The sequence below is a fragment of the Rubrimonas cliftonensis genome (assembly GCF_900107585.1).
Classification (GTDB): domain Bacteria; phylum Pseudomonadota; class Alphaproteobacteria; order Rhodobacterales; family Rhodobacteraceae; genus Rubrimonas; species Rubrimonas cliftonensis.
Map to the genome: position 1 here is coordinate 57,576 of NZ_FNQM01000014.1, position 21,256 is coordinate 78,831.

General features: G+C 71.2%; 10 protein-coding genes and 1 tRNA gene. 4 read left to right on the forward strand and 7 right to left on the reverse strand.

Features of this window, described 5'->3' with window-relative positions; all coding sequences use genetic code 11:
• Positions 1-11 precede the first annotated feature (11 nt).
• The 5 genes from BLW43_RS17105 to BLW43_RS17125 form a co-directional block, all read right to left on the reverse strand.
• The gene (locus BLW43_RS17105) at positions 12-9,176 is read right to left on the reverse strand and encodes a malectin domain-containing carbohydrate-binding protein (RefSeq protein ID WP_139284113.1); all 9,165 of its coding nucleotides are present in this window, start codon (positions 9,174-9,176) and stop codon (positions 12-14) included.
• 924 nt (positions 9,177-10,100) lie between these two features.
• On the reverse strand, positions 10,101-11,237 hold the full coding sequence (locus BLW43_RS17110; RefSeq protein ID WP_093255332.1) for an MFS transporter: 1,137 nt from the start codon (positions 11,235-11,237) through the stop codon (positions 10,101-10,103).
• Positions 11,234-11,761: a TetR/AcrR family transcriptional regulator gene (locus tag BLW43_RS17115; protein WP_093255333.1), complete on the reverse strand. Its 528-nt coding sequence runs from the start codon at positions 11,759-11,761 to the stop codon at positions 11,234-11,236. Before BLW43_RS17115 ends, BLW43_RS17110 begins: the two co-directional genes overlap by 4 nt.
• Positions 11,762-11,972: 211 nt before the next feature.
• On the reverse strand, positions 11,973-14,051 hold the full coding sequence (locus BLW43_RS17120; RefSeq protein ID WP_093255335.1) for a 2Fe-2S iron-sulfur cluster-binding protein: 2,079 nt from the start codon (positions 14,049-14,051) through the stop codon (positions 11,973-11,975).
• Positions 14,052-14,109: 58 nt separating this feature from the next.
• The gene (locus BLW43_RS17125; RefSeq protein WP_093255336.1) at positions 14,110-14,739 is read right to left on the reverse strand and encodes a glutathione S-transferase family protein; all 630 of its coding nucleotides are present in this window, start codon (positions 14,737-14,739) and stop codon (positions 14,110-14,112) included.
• A gap of 144 nt (positions 14,740-14,883) precedes the next feature.
• Between BLW43_RS17125 and BLW43_RS17130 the strand changes: the two genes are divergently transcribed.
• From BLW43_RS17130 to BLW43_RS17145, 4 genes are all read left to right on the forward strand, one after another.
• Positions 14,884-15,855, forward strand: coding sequence for a LysR family transcriptional regulator (locus BLW43_RS17130; protein WP_093255338.1), 972 nt, complete (start codon positions 14,884-14,886; stop codon positions 15,853-15,855).
• 547 nt (positions 15,856-16,402) lie between these two features.
• On the forward strand, positions 16,403-18,385 hold the full coding sequence (locus BLW43_RS17135; protein ID WP_093255339.1) for an MFS transporter: 1,983 nt from the start codon (positions 16,403-16,405) through the stop codon (positions 18,383-18,385).
• Between the two features lie 135 nt (positions 18,386-18,520).
• On the forward strand, positions 18,521-19,492 hold the full coding sequence (locus tag BLW43_RS17140; RefSeq protein ID WP_093255341.1) for a quinone oxidoreductase family protein: 972 nt from the start codon (positions 18,521-18,523) through the stop codon (positions 19,490-19,492).
• Between the two features lie 84 nt (positions 19,493-19,576).
• Positions 19,577-19,653, forward strand: a tRNA-Arg gene (locus tag BLW43_RS17145).
• Between the two features lie 27 nt (positions 19,654-19,680).
• Here BLW43_RS17145 and BLW43_RS17150 read toward each other — a convergent pair.
• Both BLW43_RS17150 and BLW43_RS17155 read right to left on the reverse strand, forming a co-directional pair.
• Positions 19,681-20,766, reverse strand: coding sequence for a tyrosine-type recombinase/integrase (locus BLW43_RS17150; RefSeq protein ID WP_093255342.1), 1,086 nt, complete (start codon positions 20,764-20,766; stop codon positions 19,681-19,683).
• On the reverse strand, positions 20,747-20,953 hold the full coding sequence (locus BLW43_RS17155) for a hypothetical protein (RefSeq protein ID WP_093255344.1): 207 nt from the start codon (positions 20,951-20,953) through the stop codon (positions 20,747-20,749). Before BLW43_RS17155 ends, BLW43_RS17150 begins: the two co-directional genes overlap by 20 nt.
• Positions 20,954-21,256: the final 303 nt, after the last annotated feature.

A 21,256-nucleotide genomic window follows, 5' to 3' on the forward strand; every position in this document is an offset into this window, starting at 1 on the left:
TAAACTGAAAGTCAGCCGAGTTCGTACTCGATCACGAGCCGGTGCAGTTTTCCGCCAATCCAGCCGTTGTCGAAGAAGTATCCGCCGCCATTGCTCTTGTCGTCCCACTGCCCCGTCGAGCTGGCCATCGCGGCGTAGTCCTGATTGTTGTAGTTGTTCGGCTCTCCGGGGAGCCAATTGCTGTAGATCATCGGGTCTCCGTCGCTGTCCGCGAACTGACCCTCCGTCGCCAGATCGTTGAAGCCGAGCCAGATCGGGTTCTGATCGCCGCCGAATGTCTCGAAGATGAAGCTGTTCTCGGCGGCGCTTTCGATCTCGACGATCTTTCCGCCCTTCAAATCGGCCTCGGTTCGGGCCGCCTCCCATGTCAGACCGGTCGTGCCCAGTTCGTATCGCGAACCCCCGAACGCAATGTCCGGGCCGTCGCCGTTCTCGTCGACCCGGATGGAGAGAACTTCGCCGATGAGCGGCGTGTCGCCGCCCCAGTTTGACTTGGCGACGAACTTGTTGAGGCGCGGCGCCTCCGGCGGCGCGACGCCCCCGCCTTCCGCGACGAGCTCGCCATTCTTGAAGAGCTGCATGAGCCCTTCGGTGGTGATCTGCGCCGTCCAGCGCGCGGTCTCGCCCTGGATCAGCCCTTCGACCGCATCGATGAAGTATTTCGTCGCGCCGTCGAGCATCTCGAAGCGCATGGCGTCGCCGCCGGCCGCCTGACCGAGCCAGATGTTGTTGCTGTTCGGCCCGTCACCATAGTCGAACACGCGCTGCCAGACGCCGCCGCCGAGGTCGTCGAAGCGCACCGTCGCCTCCGCGACGAAGGCCAGCGCGGGCGGAGCCGGCTCGTCGGCGACCGGGCCGCCGATATTCACGAGGTAGATCGGCGCCGTGACCGGACCGAGCGCCGCCACCGCCCCGCCGATGACGCCGATCGCCGCGGCCACGAACCCGATCGGAGCGGTCGCGTCACCCGGAAAGCCGCCCTTGCCCGTCCCCGAGGCCGCGCCGTAGTCGAACAGCGCCGACGCGTCGAAGGCGCCTTCCGCGCCGAGCGTCACGTCGAAACTCTGCTCGTCGAAGGCGTTGCTGGCCTGGAAGTCGTAGCGGGCGAGCCGCTGCGCCACCAGTGCGTCGACGCCATTGGTCGTGTTGGTCACGGGGTCGAGCCCGCGCGTCATGGTGATGCGCACGAGCTGGCCGGGATCGCCGGTGACGATCACGCTCGGCCGTGCGCCGCCATAGACGCCGACGCCGCCCTCCGGCGCGCCGTTGACCGCCAGCGCCACCTCCGCGCCGGCCAGCCCCTCCGAGGCGACGGCGATGGCGCCCGCGTTGCTCTTGTCGCTGATGAGCTGACCGCTTGCGGCGGCGCCGTCATCGAACAGGACGGTGAAACGCGAACCGATCAGTTCATGCCCCGATATGCCGCCGACGTCCCAGCCCTGCGTGGCCCCGCCGTCGACCGTCACCTTGCTCATGCCGGCGATCGAGTTCGGGTCCATGTCGCCGGAGAAACCGACGATCTCGCCGGGCTGGAAGCCGCCGTCAACGGCGGCGTCGAACTTGATCATGGCGCCCTTGAAGCCGCCATTGCTGTCGCCGCCCGAGCCGCCTGAATTCGGGATCGGCGCCTGCCCCGGCAGGAAGTAGCCGGTTCCCGAAACATAGCCGCCCGTCCCGCCGGCGTCGTTCACCGCCCATGGCTTGGTCGCGCTGTCGCCGCCGCGGCCGTCGGGATCGAAGACGCTGTCCTGGTAAAGCGCGGTGGTTACGTCGATGAAGATCGCGGAGATCTTCTTCGAGCCGATGTTCTCCACCTTGAACGACCCGGCGCCGAAATTCGACGAAGCGACCGAGCCGACGCCCGCCATGATCCTGAGCGCCGCCGCGCCGACGGCATCCGGGCCGTAGCTTGCGCCGGTGTCGAGATCGTCCTGCGCCGCGAAGGCGGCTTCGGCATTGCCCTGGGCTGGCGGCGCGCCGTCGACGGCGACCGTCAGCGTCGCGCTCACCATGGCGTTGACGTTGCGGGCGGCCGCAAGATCGGCGATCTCGCCCTCTGGCAGCGTCACGACGAGGTCGGCCCCATCGGCCCAGCCGCCGGCCGGGGCGGCGATCTCGTAGCTGGCGACGCCGCCGGCGAAGCCCCTGAAGCCGACCGCCGCCGCGACCGCGGCGCCGTCCACCTCGAGTCGCAGGTCTTCGGCGCCAAGCGTCGTCTGGTCGACGCCGCTTGCGTCTTCCAGCGCGAGGGCGACGAGGAGCGGGCTGTCCGCCTCGACCGGGCCGGTCAGCGTCATCGTCGCTGACGGCCCCTGCGTGTCGGCGATCGGTCCGCCGAGCCGCGCCACCTGGATCGCGTTGACGATCGGGTTCTGGTAGCCCTCGACCAAGTCCTGCGTGAAACCGATGTTGAGGACGCCGTCCGTCACTTCGACCTCGGCGGAGAGCACGCCCACATCGGCGCCGTAGGCGGCGCCGGGGGTGATGTTGTCGAAGGCCGCGGGCGTCTCACCTTCGAGTGTGGCGTCAAAGACGCGGAAGGCTGCGCCCTGGCCGGGTCCGTAGAGCTCGGCCACGTAGAGATCGACGCGGAAGACGCCGGCGCCGCCGATGTCCGCCACCGGGATGTCGTAGCTGAAGGCCGCGTTGCTCGATCGCGCGGTGTCGAGCACGCTTTCCGGCACGCCGGGCGGGATCGCCCCAGCCGCGCCGGCATAACCCGCCGCCGGGGCGTCGCCGCGGTTGTTGGTCGTGGCGAGCCAGGGCGAGCCGGCGCCGTTGTCGCTTCGCCAGTCAGGCCCGCCATCCGTCGCCGCGACCGTCGGGCCAAAGGCGTTGATCCGCAGCACGACCTCTTGGCCCCCCGCTTCGCTCACGGCGATGGAGAGCGGGGCGGAGACGGCGTCTGGGGTCTGGCCCACGCTGGGGTCGTCGACCGTCACGGCCACGTCGAGCGTCGGGTTCGCCGCCGCGTCGAGGGTCTGGCCGGCCTTCAGGAACAGCGCGTCGCCGATGATCTCGAACAGCGCCGCGTCGGCGCCGGTGAGCCCGAGCACGTTCGTTCCCAGCCCGTCATCCGCCACCGAGATGTCGGCGATTCGTGTCGCCACGGAAGCGCCGCCGGCGACTTCGGAGACAATCGCCGCAAGGCTCACCGCCGTGGGCGCGAGGTTGACGGGTTCCGCCTCGTCGTCCTCGGTCACGACGCCGGTGGCGGCGGCGGCGGCGATCTCGACCGTCTCGCCGCCGGCGCTGACCGCGCCGGTCAGCGTGACGTTCACCACGTCGTCGCCGTTCTCCACGTCGTCGCGCGGCACGTCCACGCGCAGCACGCCGGCGCCGCCGGTGAACGCCACCGACTGCGTCAGCCCGGTCTGGCCGAGCGCGTCATGGGTGACCGTGAGGGCGCCGGTGAAGCTCTCCGTCGCGGTGAGGCCGAATTCTAGCGTGGCGACGCCGAGATCGCCGCCCTCGGAGATGGTCGGCGCGTCCGTGATGGACAGGGCGATGGGGACGACGGCCTCCGTGACGATGAAGTTCAGCGTGGCGGTGCTGGCCATCCCGCCCTGGTTCAACCAGACGGTGTAGGCCCCGGCCGGCAGCGGAGCGTCGAAGCCGATGAAGGCGACCCCCTGCTCCTCCCCGTCGCCCAGCGCGGGGAGGATGTCGTCGCCGACCAGGCCGCCATTGTAGACGAGGCCGCCGAGCAACTCGCCCGCGCCCTCGAAGCTGGTCGGGTCCGTCGTCACGACCGTCCCGGCCTGGATGCCGATGAAGCCCTGCGGCAGACCGCTTTCCGCGGTCTCGAAGCCCTGCAGCACCAGCCGCGACAGCGCCTGGCCCTCGGGCACGGTGAAGGTGACGTAGTCGCGGTCGCGCCCGCCGGGCTCGCCGTCGCCCTGTTGCGTGGCGACGATGAGGTTGTCGCCCGGCAGCAGCGCGCCGATGTCCGTCGGCGCGCCGCCGGTGTCGGCGAAGTCGCCGACGGCGACCCCTCGCACGGCGTCAGGCGCCGCCGCTGGCGCCTCGACGAAGCCCGGCGAGGACAGGCGCAGGAAGTTCCACGAGGCGGTGAAGTCGTCGAGCGCGGTGCTGATGAAGTCCGTCGAGGTGACGCCGACATCGATCCGCCCGGTCGCCAGCGCCGCCGCAAGCGGCGCCGGAATGGCCAGCGGCGCGGCGGTCAGGAAGCCCGGCGTCGCCTCGGGCCGCACGCCGCCGAGAATCGCGCCGCTTGCGTCGAACAGGGTGACGATCTGGCCGACGGCGCCTTCCGCGCGGTCGATGGCGATCGACAACTCCACGCGCGCGATGTCGAACAGCTCGAAGGGCGCGGCGGCGGCCGAGGAGATCGACGCGATGCCGAGGGTCTGGCTGAGCCCGCCGCCCGCCGTCCAGAGCTGCACGGCGTTGCCGCCGACGCCGCCGAAGATCAGCTTGACGAACTGACCCCCGCCCTGCGCCACCGCGTCGTCCGTGGTGGCGAACACGATGCCCTGCTGCGCATAGTTCTGGATGACGCCGGTCTCGACGCCTCGCGACGTCAGGAAGGCCTCGGTGAACGGGTTGTCGAACCGCGTGGTCAGGTAGAGCCGGCTCAGCGCCGGGTCCGAGACGTCGACCTGCCTGACGAAGTCGTTCTTGCTGTCGGTCTGACCGCCCTGAGACAGGTCGCCGTCGGACGTCACGACCGTCAGCCTGCCGTCCGTGACCGCGACCGGAACGGAGACGTCGCGGGCGCCGTCGCCGCCGAGAAGCCCGTCGAAACCGCCCGTGACGAGAGGATCGCCAGCGGTCTCGAAATCCAGTTCGAGGATCGTTCCGCCCGCCGGCACGCCCGGCGAGCCGTCCTGCAGGACGAAGCCGCGCTCGGCCGCCGCGCTGGCGTTGCCCGCGGCGTCCGCGTAGGCCCCGGCCGCGACGGCGACCTGGCCGGCGCCGTTCGGCCAGGCGCCGCCGGGCGCAGTCAGCGTGTAGGTGAGCGTGGCCGTCCTGGCGTCGTCCGACAGCGCCACAGCCGGCGCCGAAACCGTCTCCGGCGCGATGGCGGTGAAGATGAGCTCGGCCCCGGTCAGCGCGTCGAAGGCGGCGGCGTCGAAGCCGGTCTCATCGGTCACAACCACGGTCAAGATGCGCGGGCCGCCCTGCGCGCCGGGCGTGTCGCCGAGCGTGATCGACTGGATCACGGGCGCGATGGCGTCGGGCGCCTCGCCCGCCCGCCAGACCGCCAGACCGCTGATCTTCGCCTGATCAACGGAGGCGTCGAACGCGATGTTCAGGACGCCGTCGGTGACGGTGGCCGCGTAGGTCATGATGATTTCGGCCGTCACGCCGCCGGCGGCCGCGATGACGTCGAAGTTCTGCTCGACCAGCGCATCCTCGATGAAGATGTCGAACACGCGCTTGCCGGGCACGGCGTTCGCGGCGCTGGTCGCGACGCCGTGATAGATCTCGGCGAAGATGAGGTCGATCAGATAGACGCCGTCCGCCGCGGGAATGGCGTAGCCCCACTTGCCGGCATCGATCGCCGTCCGCTCGGTCCGGTGCAGCAGGTCGAGGTCGGTGCCGGGAAAGTCGATCGTGGCGACTGCCGAGTTCGTATAGCTGTTGGACTCGACCCCGGTGAGGTACTGGGCCGCGCCGCCGGCGCCCGCATCGGACAGGAAGTCGACCGTCTGCTCGCGCAGCCTCGCCGCCAGAAGATCGCCGCCGCCGGCGCTGATGGCGACCAGGGGCGTCAGTTTCGGCGCGGCGGCGATCTCGACGCCCTCGGCGGTCTGGCTGAAGCTGAAGCGCGCCGGCCCGTCGGCGGGCGCGAACCCGTCGAAACCGGCGCCCGAGAAGGTGATCGTCGCGAGACCGTTGATCGTCAGCCGCGCGGGGCCGCCGGCATAGGAGACGTCGATCCCGCCGAGCGTCGCGCCCTCGATCAGCAGCCTGTCGTCGGGGGAGAAATCGGTGATCTCGTCGCCGGCGAGCTGCGAGAGCGCGCCGCGGACCACGTCCTTGCCGGCGCCGGTGGCGATGGTGTTGGCCCCGGTCCCGACGCGGATCACGTTGTCGAGCCCGTTGCCGGTGAAGGCGTAGTCGGCGGTCGAGCCGGTCCCGTCGAAATTCTCGACATCATCGGCGAGGGGGGCGAGCGCCGTGTCGGTCCCGGTGTAGACCACCGTATCGACGTTGGGCGAGCCGCTCCCGCCGACTTCCCCGGCGGTGGCGGCGCCGATCTCGTTGCCGAAAGCCTCGATGGCGAGCCTGTCGAAGTCGATGGCGGCGAGTTCGGCGCCCGGCGAGGTCTCCGCGAGAAAGCCGAAGGCGGCGCCGGAACCCTGCTCCGCCGCGCCGCCGCCGATGCCGTGCGCGCCCGTCAGCACGTCGCGCAGCACCCCGGCCGGCAGGACGAAGCCGCCGAGATCGATATCCGTGAAGCCGTCCTCGCCCTCCAGCCGCCAGGCCGCGCCGACCGGGAAGCCGTCCCCGACATTGAGCGTCAGCCGCAGATCGAGCCGGCTCACATCGACATTGGAGAGCGCCGGGAGGGCGATCCGCGCGAGGACCGTGTAGTTCGCGTCGCCGAGTTCGTAGCCCACCTCCAGGCCCGCCTGACCCTCCACCGCGCCGAACACGAAGCGCAGGAAGTTCGCCTGCGTGCCGTCGCCGAAGATCATCCCCGAGAGCTGACCGGCGGCGAGCGCGCTCTGCGCGGGGATCCAGTTCTTCAGCGTCATCGTGGCGACCAGGCGATCAGTGTCGGTCGAGGGCAGCACGCCGGTGTGCAGCACGTCGCGCGCGCTGTTCCCGGCGCCGACGACCGTGCCGGCGGCCACCTTCTTGATCTGCAGGATCGGCGCGTTGCCGCCCGGCAGCACGTTGCCCCCGATGTCGTAGAGGCCGTCGAACTGCTGGTCGGCGGGGAAGTTCTCGAACGCCGTCTGGGCGTCGCGGTTCGGCGTCACCCCGTCGAGCGCGGCGCCGAGCAGCCCCGTGCCGGCGATCGAGGTCGGGAAACGCGTGTTCTGCGGGTCGAAATCGAGGACGATCGCCTCGCCCGGCGCGATGGCGTAGCCGTTCTCCGCGCTGAACTCGAAAGGATCGGCGACATGGTCGACGCCGTCGAGATCATGGTCGGTCGGGTTGACGATTTCGGAGCCCGCCAGCGGCACGGCCCCGTTGGCCGGCTGGAAAACCTCGATGAGCGGCCCGTTCTCGCTGTAGACTGCGGTCCAGATCGACCCTTGGAACGGCTGGGTGAGACTGCGGTCGGCGTAGTCGTCGCCAATCGTGGCGATCCCGAGCGGCGCGCCGCCGGCCGCGATCACGGTGCGGTCCGCCGCGGCGGCGAAGCCGCCGGCGACGGTGCTCGACATCGAGCCGTCCGCGTTGCGGCCCATCACGATGATGTTGCCGCCATTGAGCTGCGTGGCGAGGATCGCCCCCGACATCGTGACGCCGTCGGCGTCGAGGATGGTCGAGGCGTATTCGGCGAGCCCGTTGATCGAGCCGTTGCCGGAGTCGAGGGCGCCGTCGGTCTTGCCGCCCTCCCTGTAGTCGCCCTCGATCGGGTTGCGGTAGGCGACGATCTCGGCGATGTCGGATGGAAGCCCCGCCTGCCCCAGCAGCTTGCCGCTGGCCGGCGCGGCCCCGCCCGCGACGACGGCCGCGCCGGACCCGTCGGCGAAGCTGTAGATGTCGTAAAGCACGCCCGGCGCGACAGCGAGAACCTTCCTCGTCAGCGCCCCCGGGCCGGCGCCGTAGATGCCGCTCGACGGGAAGGCCGCGTCGTTGTTCTCGACCTCCGTCAGCCAGGCGATCACCTCGTCATAGTCGCCGCCGCCCCCGTTTCCGTAGCTGTCGACGCTGGACACCAGAAGGAAGGCGTCGTCCGTGCCGGCGCCGGGCGAGAACAGCAGGCCCGCGCGCGACCCTTCCGCCCGCGTCGGGTTCGGGTGACCGCCGTAGACGTAGGTCAGGCCGTCATGCTCGAAGGTCTGCGCGCCGCCCTGACCGGCCGAGAGCGTGCGGCCGCCCAGGTCGTCGGACCGGGTGATCTCGTGGAAGTTGTCCTTGTTGGCCGGGTTCCAGTTGACCAGGTTGATGTCGTCGTTCGAGTTGCCTTCGCCGTTGTTGAGGTTGGTCGCGATGTAGCCGAGCGCCTGCGCGACATCGATCGAGCCGCCATCGTCGCCGGCCTCGCCGATCGGACGGCCGCCCCAGCTGTTGTTGGCGCCGTTGTCATAGGTCCAGACGCGGCCGTCCTCCGTCACCTCGACGTCATAGGCGTTGCGGTAGCCGGGCGAGTAGATCGACACCGGCCCCTCGGCCAGCAGCTTGGCGCTGTTGCGACCGTCATTGCCGCCGAACGGGTCCCCGGCGTCGCCGTCGCCCTGGTCGGCGCGCGAGGGATCGTCGAGCGTCGGCAGGTCGTAGACGTAGGCGCGACCATCGTCGGTCAGGACCGGCATCGCCTTCAGCATGGTCAGGTCGATCTCGAGGATGGCCGCCGACAGCGGCTGCTCCTGCTGGCCGGCGAAGTTGTTGGACGGCGCGCCGGTGTTGGCGTTGCCGCCAGCCGCGACGATGATCCGCTCGGAGAGGAGCTTGCCGGTGGCCGCGTCGATCTCCTGGATCACTTCGAGGCCGTTGGTGGCGTGGTTCTCCTCCGAGCGGGTCAGGCCGCGCACGATGTCGATCGCCGTCCAGCTGTCAGGCCCGGTCTGCGTCAGCATGGTGATGACGCCGGAATTGGTGTCGAGATTGGCGTCGTTCCCGCCGCCGCCGGCGCCGATGCGGCTGTCGGATGAGGTGACGTACATCGTGACGGCCGGCTTGCCGTCGATGACCACGGGATCGCCGTTCGCGTCGAACTGCTGCGTGACGTCGATGCCCGTCACCTGACGTTTCGCGCCGGCGTTCTGCGTTCCGTTGTCGTTGTGGTTCTGGATCGAGCCCTTGATGAGGTCCACTGTCACGGAACCCGTGACATGGAACTGCGCGGCCGCGTCCGCGTCATCGGGGTCGGGATCGCCGAAGGCCACCGAGAGTACCTTCACGTCACCATCTACTTCGGTAACGTAGAGCCTGCCATCCGGCCCCCAGACCAGCGCCGTGGGCTGAGAAAGTGCGACCTGGCCATTCAGATCGAGGGTGCTGGCGGCGAAATTATTGGTTACGGCCACGGTTTGCTCCGGCAGTTGACTGTCCTGCCATCGTCAAATATTCACCGTACTCCAATTTCGCACCCACACATGAAAATGTATTTCTCGAATACTGGAGGTGTGAGCCTGACTCCCGATGGGGACTTTGAATCTAATTCGCTAATCGGATAATTATATTCATAACGATGCGTTAACAAGTAGAAATTGGATTGAAATACTGATTTTTATTCAACCGAGAGTTGCGGTTCCTGATTTCAAGGGCAAGGCCAGATGAGGTTCATGAGGTTTGCGGCCCGCGCGGGGAAATCTGCCGCATGTGTCGATCGATGAGGGGTTCCGAAGCCGATCCGGGCCTGACCGTCGAGGCCAAAGCGCCAGTGAGGGTGCTCCGGCACATGTCGACACACGGCCATCACCCATCCCGGTCGGGGTCGCCCCGACCGGTTTGCCGAAGCTTGCGCTCCTGCGCAGCCGGCAGGTCGTCGCTGTGCAGTTCAGGGCCTGCCGCATTAGTTGCTGATTCTGCGGCAATGTCTTTCAGGCTTGGCCTATCCCTTCACGGCTTCCCTGGTTTCGACGACGGTGGAGGAGCGCGGCATGGCGAACCGGGAGCGCCGCCATCTCGGCGCAAGGCTGGCTCCCGGTTCGCTCACCGAGCCCGAGACCGACCACTACTTCACGCTGCGCCCGACGGAGAAGGCGGCCGCGCCGTCGGGTCGCGGCCCTGATGACCGGGATGCTGCGCATGACCGGCCGGCGCCAGCACCGCGGGCCGTTCTCCGGCATTTCGACCGGCACATCGGCGTCGCCGCGCCGGAGATCGCTCCGTTGCGCTCGCAGTGTGTCGGGTCGGCGGCGTCGCCTCCACCTTCGCCGCCATCCCGATCCGCCAGCATCCGCCCCGATGCCCGGTTGCGCCACGCTCGCCGGCGGCGCCGTCTCGGGTCACCGCTGATGCCAAGCGACGCGCATCGCTCGCTCAGCCGAGAACGCGCCCGGCAGCAGCGCCAGCCCGGCGAAAACTTTGACCGCCGCAGCCGTTCCCATCTGGTCCAGCAGCACCCCGAAGAGCGGGGCCCCGGCGGTCTGACCCAGCGCGATCGAGAGAAAGCCGATCATCAGTCCGGTCGCCGGCCGCCCGGCGACCGCACGGACGCCCCAGATCAGGTATATCCCCGTGAGCGTGACATAGGCCGCGCCGAACAGCGCGCCGCCCGCCGCCGCCAGCGCCGGGTGTGCGGGGCCGGCGCCGACAACGAAGACGCTCGCCGCCAGCAGGGCGAGGCAAATGCGGTGTGCGCCGTTTAGGCCGAGCCGCGCGACGAGCGCGCCGGCGCACGCCCCGGCGATCCCGCCGACGCCAATGCTGCTCCAGAGCAGGCCGGCCCCGTCCCAGCCGAGGCGCATCGTCGCGAGCTGGCCGCCGAAGGACCACAGCGACGTACTCGCCGCGCCCATCATGAAGGAGGCGCCGATCAGCCGCTGCGCAGCGCCGCTCAACGGCGGCAGGCCGCCTTCGCCGGCGCGCGCCGGCCCCGCGGGGAGGGCGCGCGCCGTCGCGACGAACAGAAGCGCCGCTACGGCGGCGAAGACGCCGAAGGCGAGGCGCCACTGGCCGGCCAGCGCCAGAGCGATCGGCCCCGACAGCGCGACGCCGGCGCTGGTCCCCGCACTGATCGCCGCATTGGTCGCGTCCTGCAGCGCCGGTCGCACGGCGGCGGCGACGGCGGCGGCCATCGGCGGCGACGCCAGGCCCGTGCTCGACCCCGCCAGCATCACGGCGGCGGCGAGCCAGAGCGGCGACGGCGCCAGCGCGACGCCCGCCATGCCGACCGCAGCGACAGCGGCGGCCGCCATGGCGACGCCGCGTGCCCCGAGCCGCTCGGTGGCCCAGGCCGCGACAAGGATGGCGCCGCAGTAGCCGAGGAACGACCCCCCGGAGATCACGCCGCTCAGGCTGGGGCCAAGACCCAGATCCGCGTCGATCTGTGGCAGGAACATGCCGAAAGCGAAGCGGGCGAAGCCGTAGCAGACTGCGATGAGGCCGAACCCGGCGGCGCCGATGCGCAGCTCGGGGCTCATGCCCGCGCCTTCGCGACGAGGACGCCCGCCGCCGCCCGCGCCGCGGCGACGGCCTCGGGTCCGCGGTAGACGGCCGCCGCCGTCGCCCCCTCCAGCAGGATCAGGATCTGCTCGGCCAGCGCCGCGTCTTCTCCGTCGCCGACATCGACGGCGACGATCTCGGCGATGCGGGCGCGCAGCGCCGCCTTGTGGCCCATGACCACTTCGGCGATCTCTGGCGTCGCGCCGCCGGTCTCGCCATGCGCCCGCAGGAACAGGCAGCCGCGCGCGCCCTCGACGCGCACCCAGTCCTCCAGCGCGGCAAACAGCGCGTCGACGCTGCGCACGTCGAGCCGCCGCATGAACCGGCGGTCGCGCTCGGTCAGCACCGCGGCGATGAGCGCCGTCTTGCCGCCGGCGTGCTTGTAGAGCGTCCGGCTCGACATGCCGGCTGCCGCGGTCAGGCGGTCGACGCCTGTCGCAGTGAAGCCGTGACGGTCGAAGAGCCGTTCGGCGGCGATGAGCAGTGTCGATTTCACATCCATGGCGGAGATGTAAAACGTACGTTTTACATTTCAAGCCGGTCGGCGCGGCGCGTCGAGGCTGGATCGGGCTGCCGCCGACTGCGATCGGTGGGTCGCCGTCCGCGCGGCTGCGACGATGCGCGTTCGCACGGCCGTGCGGGCCCCGGGGCCGGTTCGCGCCGACGAGCCGCCGGAGGACGCGACGCACGCAAGGCGCGCGAAAGGCCCCGTGTCACAGGCCAAGTTCGATCCTGTCGGCGCCTGCGGCGGGGACGGCGCAGCAGATGAGCGCCTCGCCCTCCGGCACATGCACGCTCGGTTGCGTCCGATACGCCACGCGCCCGGCGCGCAGCGGCACGGCGCAGGCGCCGCAGGCGCCGTTGCGGCAGCCGTACTCGGGCTGGAGCCCGTGACGCTCGGCGAGGTCGAGCAGCGGCGGGTCGCCCGCCGACCATCGCTGTTCGAGGCCGCTGTCGGCGAAGACGACCACCGCCTCGTCGGCCTCGGCGACCGGCGCCTGCGCGGCGGCCCCGTCGTCGGGCGTGCGCTCGAGCGCCGCCGGGCCAAACGCCTCGGCGAAGATGCGGGCGTCGCGCGCGCCGAGGCTGCGCAGCGCTGCGTATTGCGCCTGCATGAAGCGGGGCGGGCCGCAGAGGAAGTAGTCGTAGTCGTCCAGCGCCAGAAGACTGCGCAGCAGCGCGGCGTCGATCCGGCCCTCCGCGTCGAAGACGTCGCCCGGCTCGGCGCGCCCCAGCACCGAGACGTAGCGGATGCGCCCGTCGGTCGCCGTCTCCAGCCGCCGGAATTCGTCGGCGAAGGCGCGCTCGGTGGCGCTGCGCGCGGCGTGGATCACGGTCAGGGGCCGCACATGCCGCGTGCGCAGGCCCTCGTTCGCGACTTCCCGCGCCATGGCGACCATCGGCGTCACGCCCACGCCGGCGGCGATCAGGACGGCGGGGCGGCGCGCCGCCGTGTCGAGCGCGAAGCCGCCCGCCGGCGCGCGGGCCTCGATGACGTCGCCCTCCTTCAGCGCGGCGTGCAGCCAGGTCGAGAAGACGCCGGCCGGCGCGTCGCCGCGCGCGTCCTCGCGCTTCACCGAGATGCGATAGCATGGGTCCGACGGGGCAGAGGAGAGCGTGTAGGTCCGCACTATCGCCGCGCCGCCGGGCTCCGCCGGGGCGCGGACGGTCAGATGCTGGCCGGCCCGCGCGCGCAGCAGGCCGCCGCCGTCGGCCGGCTCGAGGTGGAACGAGCGGATGACGCTGCTCTCGTCCGCGACGCCGCTCACGCGATAGGGTCGCCACGCCCTGCGCGTCGCCTCCGCCGCCAGCGTGGCCGCGGCCTCCTCCCAATCGCCGGTGAGGCGGACGTTGGGCGACGGCTCGCCCGAGCGCCAGCCCGGCGCGACGGCGGCGGGGAGCCGGATCCCCGCCTCGGCGGTGAAGCGCCAGAGCCGTTCGGCGCCGCGGAACGCCTCTACCTCGGGGCCGTCCCAGACGATCTCGACGGCGCCGGTCAGCATCAGCGCCTCGCCGGTCTCCCAGTCGACGAACAGAAGGCCCGCGCGCGGTTCGAGCAGCAGGTTGCCGAGGGTGTTGAAGTGCAGGTTGCCGGCGAAGTCCGGCACGGTCAGCACGTCGCCCTCGACCCGCACGAAGCCGGGCTTGCCGCCACGGTGCGAGACGTCGGCGCCGTCGGTCATCGCGCCGGGATCGGCCCCGCGGCTGTGGCTCGCCACGAAGAAGCTCTCTGACCGGGCGATCAGCGCCCGGGCGCGGTCGTCGAGCCCCGTCAGCGCCTCCGCCGCCGGGCCGGCGCCGCGGGATGGCGCGACGGCGTCGTTGCGGCGGGGCCGGATGTATTGCGGGCAGTTGCCGAACGCCTGCTCGACGGCGAGCCTGACGCCCCCTGCGCCCACCGACGCCACGCGCCCGTTCACGCGGTTGCGCCGGCGATTGCCGATCCCGACGCCCACGAGCCCTAGCGGCGCGCCGGCGACGAGACCCTCCGCGAGCGGGTCGCCCGCCGCGGGGCGCGCGTCGATGACGAGCGTCGTCTCGTCGGGCGACGCGATGAAGCCGTCGCCGCCGGCGAGCACCGACGCCCAGGGCCGCCCGCGCGGGTCCACATGGCCGACGAAGACCAGCGGCAGGCCCTCGTAGAAGTCGCGCAGTTCCTGCGTCAGATAGGGGCGCACCGCCTTGCGTGCGAAGCCGGCGACCTGTTCGGCCACGCCGACCCGCTCCTGCGCGGCGATCTCGCCGGCATGGAACGGGGTGGTTTCGAGGCGCCATCCATCGGGAGCGGTCATCGTCTGTCTCCTCGTCTCTGGCCTTGAGGGGAGCGGCATGCGTGCGGCTTCAGCAGCGTCAGGCGGCTTCGCTCACGAGTCCGGCGACGGTTGGCGGCATGCCGACGAAGCCGGGCAGCGCCTCGATGCGGGCGAGAAGCGCGCGGATGCGGGGGTAGGGGTCGAGCGACACGCCGCCCTCGGGCGCATGGGCGGTGTAGGAATAGATCGCGACGTCGGCGATGGTCGGTCGCCCGGCGACGAGCCAATCGCGTCCTTCCAGATGCGCCTCGAGCCGCGAGAAGGCGGCGGCGGCGAGCCGGAAGGCGCGCTCGACGTCGAGCTTCGCGCCGAACACCGTCACCAGCCGCGCGGCGGCCGGACCGTTGGCGATCTCGCCTGCGGCCAGCGACAGGAACTTCTGCACGTCGGCCTCGACGAGGGCGCCGGCGGGTATCCAGTCCGGCGCGTAGGCGCGGGCGAGATAGACGAGGATCGCGTTGCTGTCCGACAGCGCCACCGCGCCGTCCTCGATCACCGGCACCTGTCCCGCAGGGTTCAGAGCGAGAAACGGCGCGCGCGTGTGCTCGCCTCCGGCGAGATCGACGTCGATCAGCTCGAACGGAACGCCGGCGAGGCGCGCGAACAGTTCGACGCGGTGGCAGTGGCCGGATTTGGCCAGGCGGTGGATGCGGATCGGATTGGTCATCAACGGGTGTCCTTCGCGTTGTGCTCCGGGGCCGGCGCGCCAGTCGTCGCCGGCGAGGCCAACATACGGATCGACCAATGCGGCGATAATCCGCCGCGATGTTCAATGACCATGTATGATCCGGCCAGAATGAGGGGAGGGCGAATGGACCGGATCGAAATGATGCAGGCGTTCCTCGCCGTGGCGCAGGAAGGTTCGTTCACCGCCGGCGCCCGCCGGCTGGGCGTCTCGACCAAGCTGGCGAGCAAGCGGGTGGCGGCGCTGGAGTCGCGGCTCGGCGCGCAGCTGTTCGCGCGGACGACCCGCAGCGTGACGTTGACCGACGCCGGCGACGCCTATCGCGCGCGCGCCGCGCCGCTGGTCGAGCAGTTCGGAGAGCTCGACGACGCCCTGCGCGAGCGGCAGTCAGCGCTGGCGGGCCAGATCCGCGTCACCGCGCCCACCGCCTTCGGCAGCCAGCGTCTGCCTGGCGCGCTGGCGGCCTTCATGGCGGCGCATCCCCAAGTGAGCGTGCAGCTGCAGTTGACGAACGCGCGGATCGATCTCGTGGCCGAAGGGTTCGACCTCGCCGTTCGCGTAGGCGCGCCGGGCGACTCGAGCCTGATCGGCCGCCGCCTGGCGGCCACGCCGCTGGTCGTCTGCGCCGCCCCGGCCTATCTGGCGCGCGCCGGGACGCCGCTGCTCCCCGCCGAGCTCGCCGCGCATGACTGCCTCATCGACGAGAGCTTCGCCGAGCCGACGACGTGGCGCTTCCGGGCCGCGCTTCCGGGCGACGACCGCTCCGCCGGCGCGCAGGAGGCCGCAGTGCGCGTCTCGGGGCGGCTCCGCGCGAACGCGCCGGCGCCGCTGGCCGAGTTCGCGGTCGCCGGCATGGGGATCGCGCGCGCGCCGGCCTACATCGTCGCCGAAGCCGTGGCCGACGGGCGGCTCACGGCGCTGCTGCAGGATTTTCCCGCCATCGAGATCGCGCTCTACGCCCTCTATCCGCCCAATCGCCACATGCCTGCGAGGGTGAGGGCGCTCATCGACCACCTTGCGCGCCACTTCGGCGCGGCCCGGTGGGCGCAGCCGGCTGGGCGCCCCGGTGGTGGCGATGATCCGGCGGGCGCGGCGTGACGACGCCCGTTTCTCATCTCGGCGATCTCGACCTGGAAAATCGCCCGAAAGCTGCAATCGCGACCTGAGCCGCGAAGAATTCCGGCGCGGTTCGGGCCGACATGCCGGACCTCGTTCGCCGCCGGAGGGCGACCGCCGCGATCGCGCCATGCCGTTTTCGCGCAGCTTCGCGGCGAGGGGGCGCGGGCCGAAGGAACATGATGTGGTTCGGCGAGGGCCACGGCGCGAAAACCTCGGCGAACAGCGGCCCGTTCCGGCCGCCATCGCAGTCGCCGGGACGGGCGGAGAGAGCGACGACCGCATCGATCTCGGCGAAAGGCGCCGCAGCGTCCGCCCGCCGCGCGCGAGGGTCGGGGATGACGCGCCGCCGCCCTGCGTCCACGCCCGCCGCCTTGAGGATGATGAAGGCGTCGCGAATCCAGCCGCTGTTCGCGGCGGGCTGGCGCGTCGGGCTGGCGCGGCGGCCGCGACGTCGGGGCCAGCGCCTCGCACATGCGCTCGCGCAGCGGCCTCTCGGGATTGGCGCGGGGTGTACCGACGCTGCGCCATGTCGCCCGCGGCGACGCCGGACGCGCGCGCATCCGGCCCCGCGTCGAGCACGTCTCCGCCGCCCGGAACCGCCACTTCGCCCCGGTGGCGCGCACCGTGGGCATGGCCCGAGCCATCGCGAAGCCCGCCCTCGCCGACTTCACCCGCTTCCCGTGGCCGGAGAGCCGCAAGCCGTCTGAACCCGGCGCCCGCGTTTCGCCCTGGGGCGATCGCGGGCTCCACGGGGCGGCCATCCGACGCCATCGGGTCGAAACCCGACCCGGGCGCCGCGGCTCCGCTTGCCGATGCGGCGTCGGCCTCGGCTCAGCGGGCTCCCCGTGGCGCCCGATCCTCGGCCGCCACGACGTTCAGGGCTCACGGTCCGGCCTTCGCCGTCTTCCGGCGCGTGCGCCTGGGCGCGCGGCGCGGTCTCCGGAGTGTCCCGGCGAAGACCGCGACCCGGCGCAGGCCGGAAGGCGCGCTGGCGGCGCCGCGCCGACCCTCGCGACGGCCTCCCCGCGCAAGGGCGCCATGCGGCTGGCGGGGGTGCGTCCGCCTCCGGGCGCGCTATACTCACTCTCTCGCACCAGCCCGGACCTCCGCCCTGCGCATCCTGCCTGTCGTTCTCGCCGTCGCGCTGTTCATGGAGAACATGGATGCGACGGTCATCGCCACCGCGCTGCCCGTCATCGCGGCCGACATCGGCGCGAGCCCGATCACGTTGAAGCTGGCGCTCACGAGCTATTATGTCGCGCTCGGCGTATTCATCCCCATGTCCGGGCGCATCGCCGACCTGTACGGCCCGCGCAGGGTGTTCCAGCTCGCGATACTGGTCTTCATGCTCGGCTCGCTCGCCTGCGCGCTGGCGCAGTCGCTGGAGGGGTTCGTCGCGGCGCGTTTCCTGCAGGGCGCCGGCGGGGCGATGATGACGCCGGTGGGCCGGCTGCTGTTGGTGCGGGGAACGCCGAGGGCGGAGCTCGTCTCGGCGATGGCGTGGTTCTCGCTGCCGGCGCTGGTGGCGCCGCTCGTCGGTCCGCCGCTCGGCGGCGCCTTCGCCACATTCGCCGACTGGCGGTGGATCTTCCTCATCAACCTGCCCATCGGTGCCGCCGGCGTGTGGCTGGCGGGGCGGCATGTGCCGCTGATCGCGCCGCAGCCGGAGACGCGGCTCGACCTGCGCGGGTTTCTCCTCTCCGGGCTCGGCTGCGCGGGCGTCGTCTTCGGCTGCTCGATCGTGACGCTGCCCGGGGTGCACTGGGCCTGGGGCGCCGGGCTGACGGCCTTCGGCGCGCTGTCGGGATGGGCCTATCTGCGCCATGCGCGGTCGCGACCCGACCCGCTGCTGCGGCTCGACCTGCTCGCGATCCCCGCGTTCCGCGCCGCGATGACCGGGGGGACGCTGTTTCGCGTCGGCATCGGCGCGGTTCCGTTCCTGACGCCGCTGATGCTCCAGCTTGGGTTCGGCTACTCGGCGTTCGAGAGCGGGCTGATCACCTGCGTCTCCATCGGCGGCGCCATGGCGATGAAGCTGCTGGCGAGGCCCATCCTGAACGCGCTGGGCTTCAAGGCCGCGCTGGTCATCACGGCGCTGGCCGGAGGGCTGCTCATCGCGCCCATCGGCTTCTGGCGGCCCGAGACGCCGCTCGTCGCGCTTCTTGCGCTGCTGCTGGTCGGCGGCTTCTTCCGTTCGCTGTTCTTCACCGCGGTCAACGCGCTCGCCTACGCCGAGGCGCCGGCGGCGCGGATGGGTGACGCGACTGCGCTGATGGGCGCGGCCCAGCAGATGTCGCTGGCGGCCGGCGTGGCGGGCGCGGCGCTGATCCTGGAGTTCGGCCACGGCGCCGGGGAGGCGCTGGCGCCGGCGGATTTCAGCCTCGCCTTCGCGGTCGTCGGGGCGGTGGCGGCGTCCTCGGCGCTCGCCTTCCTGACGGCGCCCGACGACGCCGGCGCGGGCGTGCTCGACCGGCGGCGCGGTCGGAGAGGCGCCCAGCCGGGCGAGTGAGCGCGGGAGGCGCCGGCGCGACGCCCGCGGCGCCGTGGCCATCGCCGCCCGAGGGCGCGGAAAGGCGCGCGTGACGGATTGCGTCGCGCGACGCGATCGCCTTCACTCCGCGCGACCGGAACGAGGGGGAAAGTCATGGCGCGAAGAGTTGTGGTTGAGGCGTTCGGTGGGCCGGAGGCGCTCAGGCTGGTCGAGGCGGAAGTCGGCGAACCCGGCCCTGGCGAGATTCGCATCCGCCACGAGGCGGTGGGCCTCAACTTCATCGACGTCTATCAGCGCACCGGGCTCTACCCGCTCCCGCTCCCGGCGGCGATGGGCATGGAGGCCGCCGGCGTCGTGGAGGCGGCGGGCGAGGGAGTGACGCACCTGAAGCCGGGCGACCGCGCCGCCTACGCCGCCAACCCGCCCGGCAGCTACTGCGACGCCCGCGTGATGCCGGCCACGCAGGTCGTGCGCCTTCCGGACGGCATCGCGATGGAGACCGGCGCGGCGATGATGCTGAAGGGGCTCACGGCGCAGTACCTGTTCCGCAGCACGGCGAAGCTCAAGGCCGGCGACACGGTGCTGTTTCACGCCGCCGCGGGCGGCGTCGGCCTCATCGCGTGCCAGTGGGCGCGCGCGATGGGCGTGACGCTGATCGGCACGGCCGGCTCCGACGAGAAATGCGCGCTGGCCGTCGAGCACGGCGCGGCCCACTGCGTCAACTACGCGCGCGAGGACTGGCCGGCGGAGGTCAGGCGCCTGTCCGGCGGCGGCGTGCCCGTGGTGATGGATTCGGTCGGCCGCAGCACCTGGGAAGGGTCGCTCGACTGCCTGACGCCGTTCGGCCTCATGATCAGCTTCGGCAACGCCTCGGGCAAGGCGCCGCCGGTGGAGGTGGGAACGCTGGCGGCCAAGGGGTCGCTCTACCTCACGCGGCCGACGCTCTTCACCCACATCGCGACGCGCGAACGAACGCAGGCGATGGCCGACGACCTGTTCGAGATGGTCGGCTCGGGCAAGGTCCGCATTCCGGTGGAGCAGCGCTTCCCGCTGGAGCAGGCGGCCGACGCGCACCGCGCGCTGGAGGCCCGCAGGACGACCGGCGCGACGGTCCTGACGCTCTGAGCCAAGCGGCGGCCGCCGCGGCCAGTCGCGGCGGCGTCCCCCTCTTGCCAAGCCCGCGACACCCCGGTAACACCCCGCTCCAACGCGCCCGTAGCTCAGCTGGATAGAGCACCAGACTACGAATCTGGGGGTCAGAGGTTCGAATCCTTTCGGGCGCGCCATTTAACTAAGTGAAATTTCTGCGTTTCTCAGTCGCCCTCAAGGCGTTGAGGGCGCTTGGTTTGCAGGCGGTTTGCAAACGACGTCTCCGGTGCGTTCTCCAGCCTCATCATCGCGGCGCGCGCCACCGCCTGATTCCGGGCCCCGTACCGTTCGAGGATGTCCAGCGCAGACTTCATCGTGTGGCCGGTGACGCTCGCGATCTGGGGCGCCTCCAGCCCGGCGGCCGCCAGCATGACCACCGCCGTGCCGCGCAAGTCGCGAAACTCCAAGGCCCCAACGCCGCAGGCGCGCGCGTGAGCGTGAAACGCCTTCGACAGCGCCTTGTCATCCTTCGCGGTGTGCCATGGCCGTCCGTCCTCACGCGTCAGAATGAACGGCCCCCGGCGCTCCATCCCGTCGAGCATCCGACGCAATCCGGATGGCGGCGGTATGCAGATCGGCGCGCCCGTCTTTCTCTGACGCAGCGACAGCCCCGCGTCGCCGAGATCGGACCAGCGCAACCTGATCAGATCGCCGTAGCGCTGACCCGTGTGGATCGCCAGGATCATCGCCTGCTGCAATTCGAGGGGCGCCGCCTCCATGAACGCCCCAATGTCGGCCTCGGTCCAGACGAAGTCGCGGCGATCGCCGCTGTGCAGTCTCTCGAAGCCCTTGAGGGGGTTCTCGGCGATCTCCCCTCTGACGGCGGCGTAGGAAAAAACAGCCGATAGAACCGATAAACGATTGTCCGCCTCGCGCGCGCGCTCGCGGCCGATCCGTTCCTGATAATCGAGAAAGACGCGGCGCACGCGCGGCGAGCCCAACGCCCTGATCGGCATCGTGCCGAATTCCTCCTCCAGTTTCGTCAGCATGCGACGATACTCGCGCTGCGTGCTGTCGCGCCGCTTCGAGAATTTCAGCGAGCCGAGATAGAGCCGGATGAGCGCCGCCACTGTCCCTTGGTCGCGAGGCGTTGCGCGTTCCGCGTCGAGCCAGGCCGTGACGAACTCCACCGAACCCGGCGGACCCGGAAGCTCCTTTCCCGTTGCGCGATGATACCAGTAGACCTTGACCTCGCCGCTCGCGAGCCGCTTGCGGACGGTGTTGACGCCCTTAAGCCTTGCGCCGGGCATTCGCGCGCACCCATTTCGCGAGCGCCGCGTCGGAACCCCCGTCAGACGTCTCTTCGGTGCAGACGATGATCTCGCCCTCGGGGCTTATCACGTACCGCGAGACGGTGAGGCCGAGCGCCAGCGCGGGCATCAGGGCGCGCTTGACGTCAGCCTGACGGAACGCGGTCCTGGCGCTGCGTGTGCTCATGCCCGACCTCCGGACCGGACTGCATCCGCGCCACGACCGCCGCGCGCCCGTCACAGTCCACGGCCCGTCCCAAGGACCGGCCGACTGTCCACGCCGAACAGGATAACCCTGATCGCCGCGCAAGCGAAGTTGTGGACGCTCTGGCGGAAATTCGCCGGCCTGCGCCGTTTCGACGGCCCTGTCGGCGGCGCCCCCTGGTTCGGGGCTGGCCGCCCCCGCCGCGTCAAGAGGCTAGCGCCCCTTGCGGGGCGTCCTGCGCCCGGGGCGCAGGACCTCTTGACCCGACCCCCCGGCCGGGGAGGG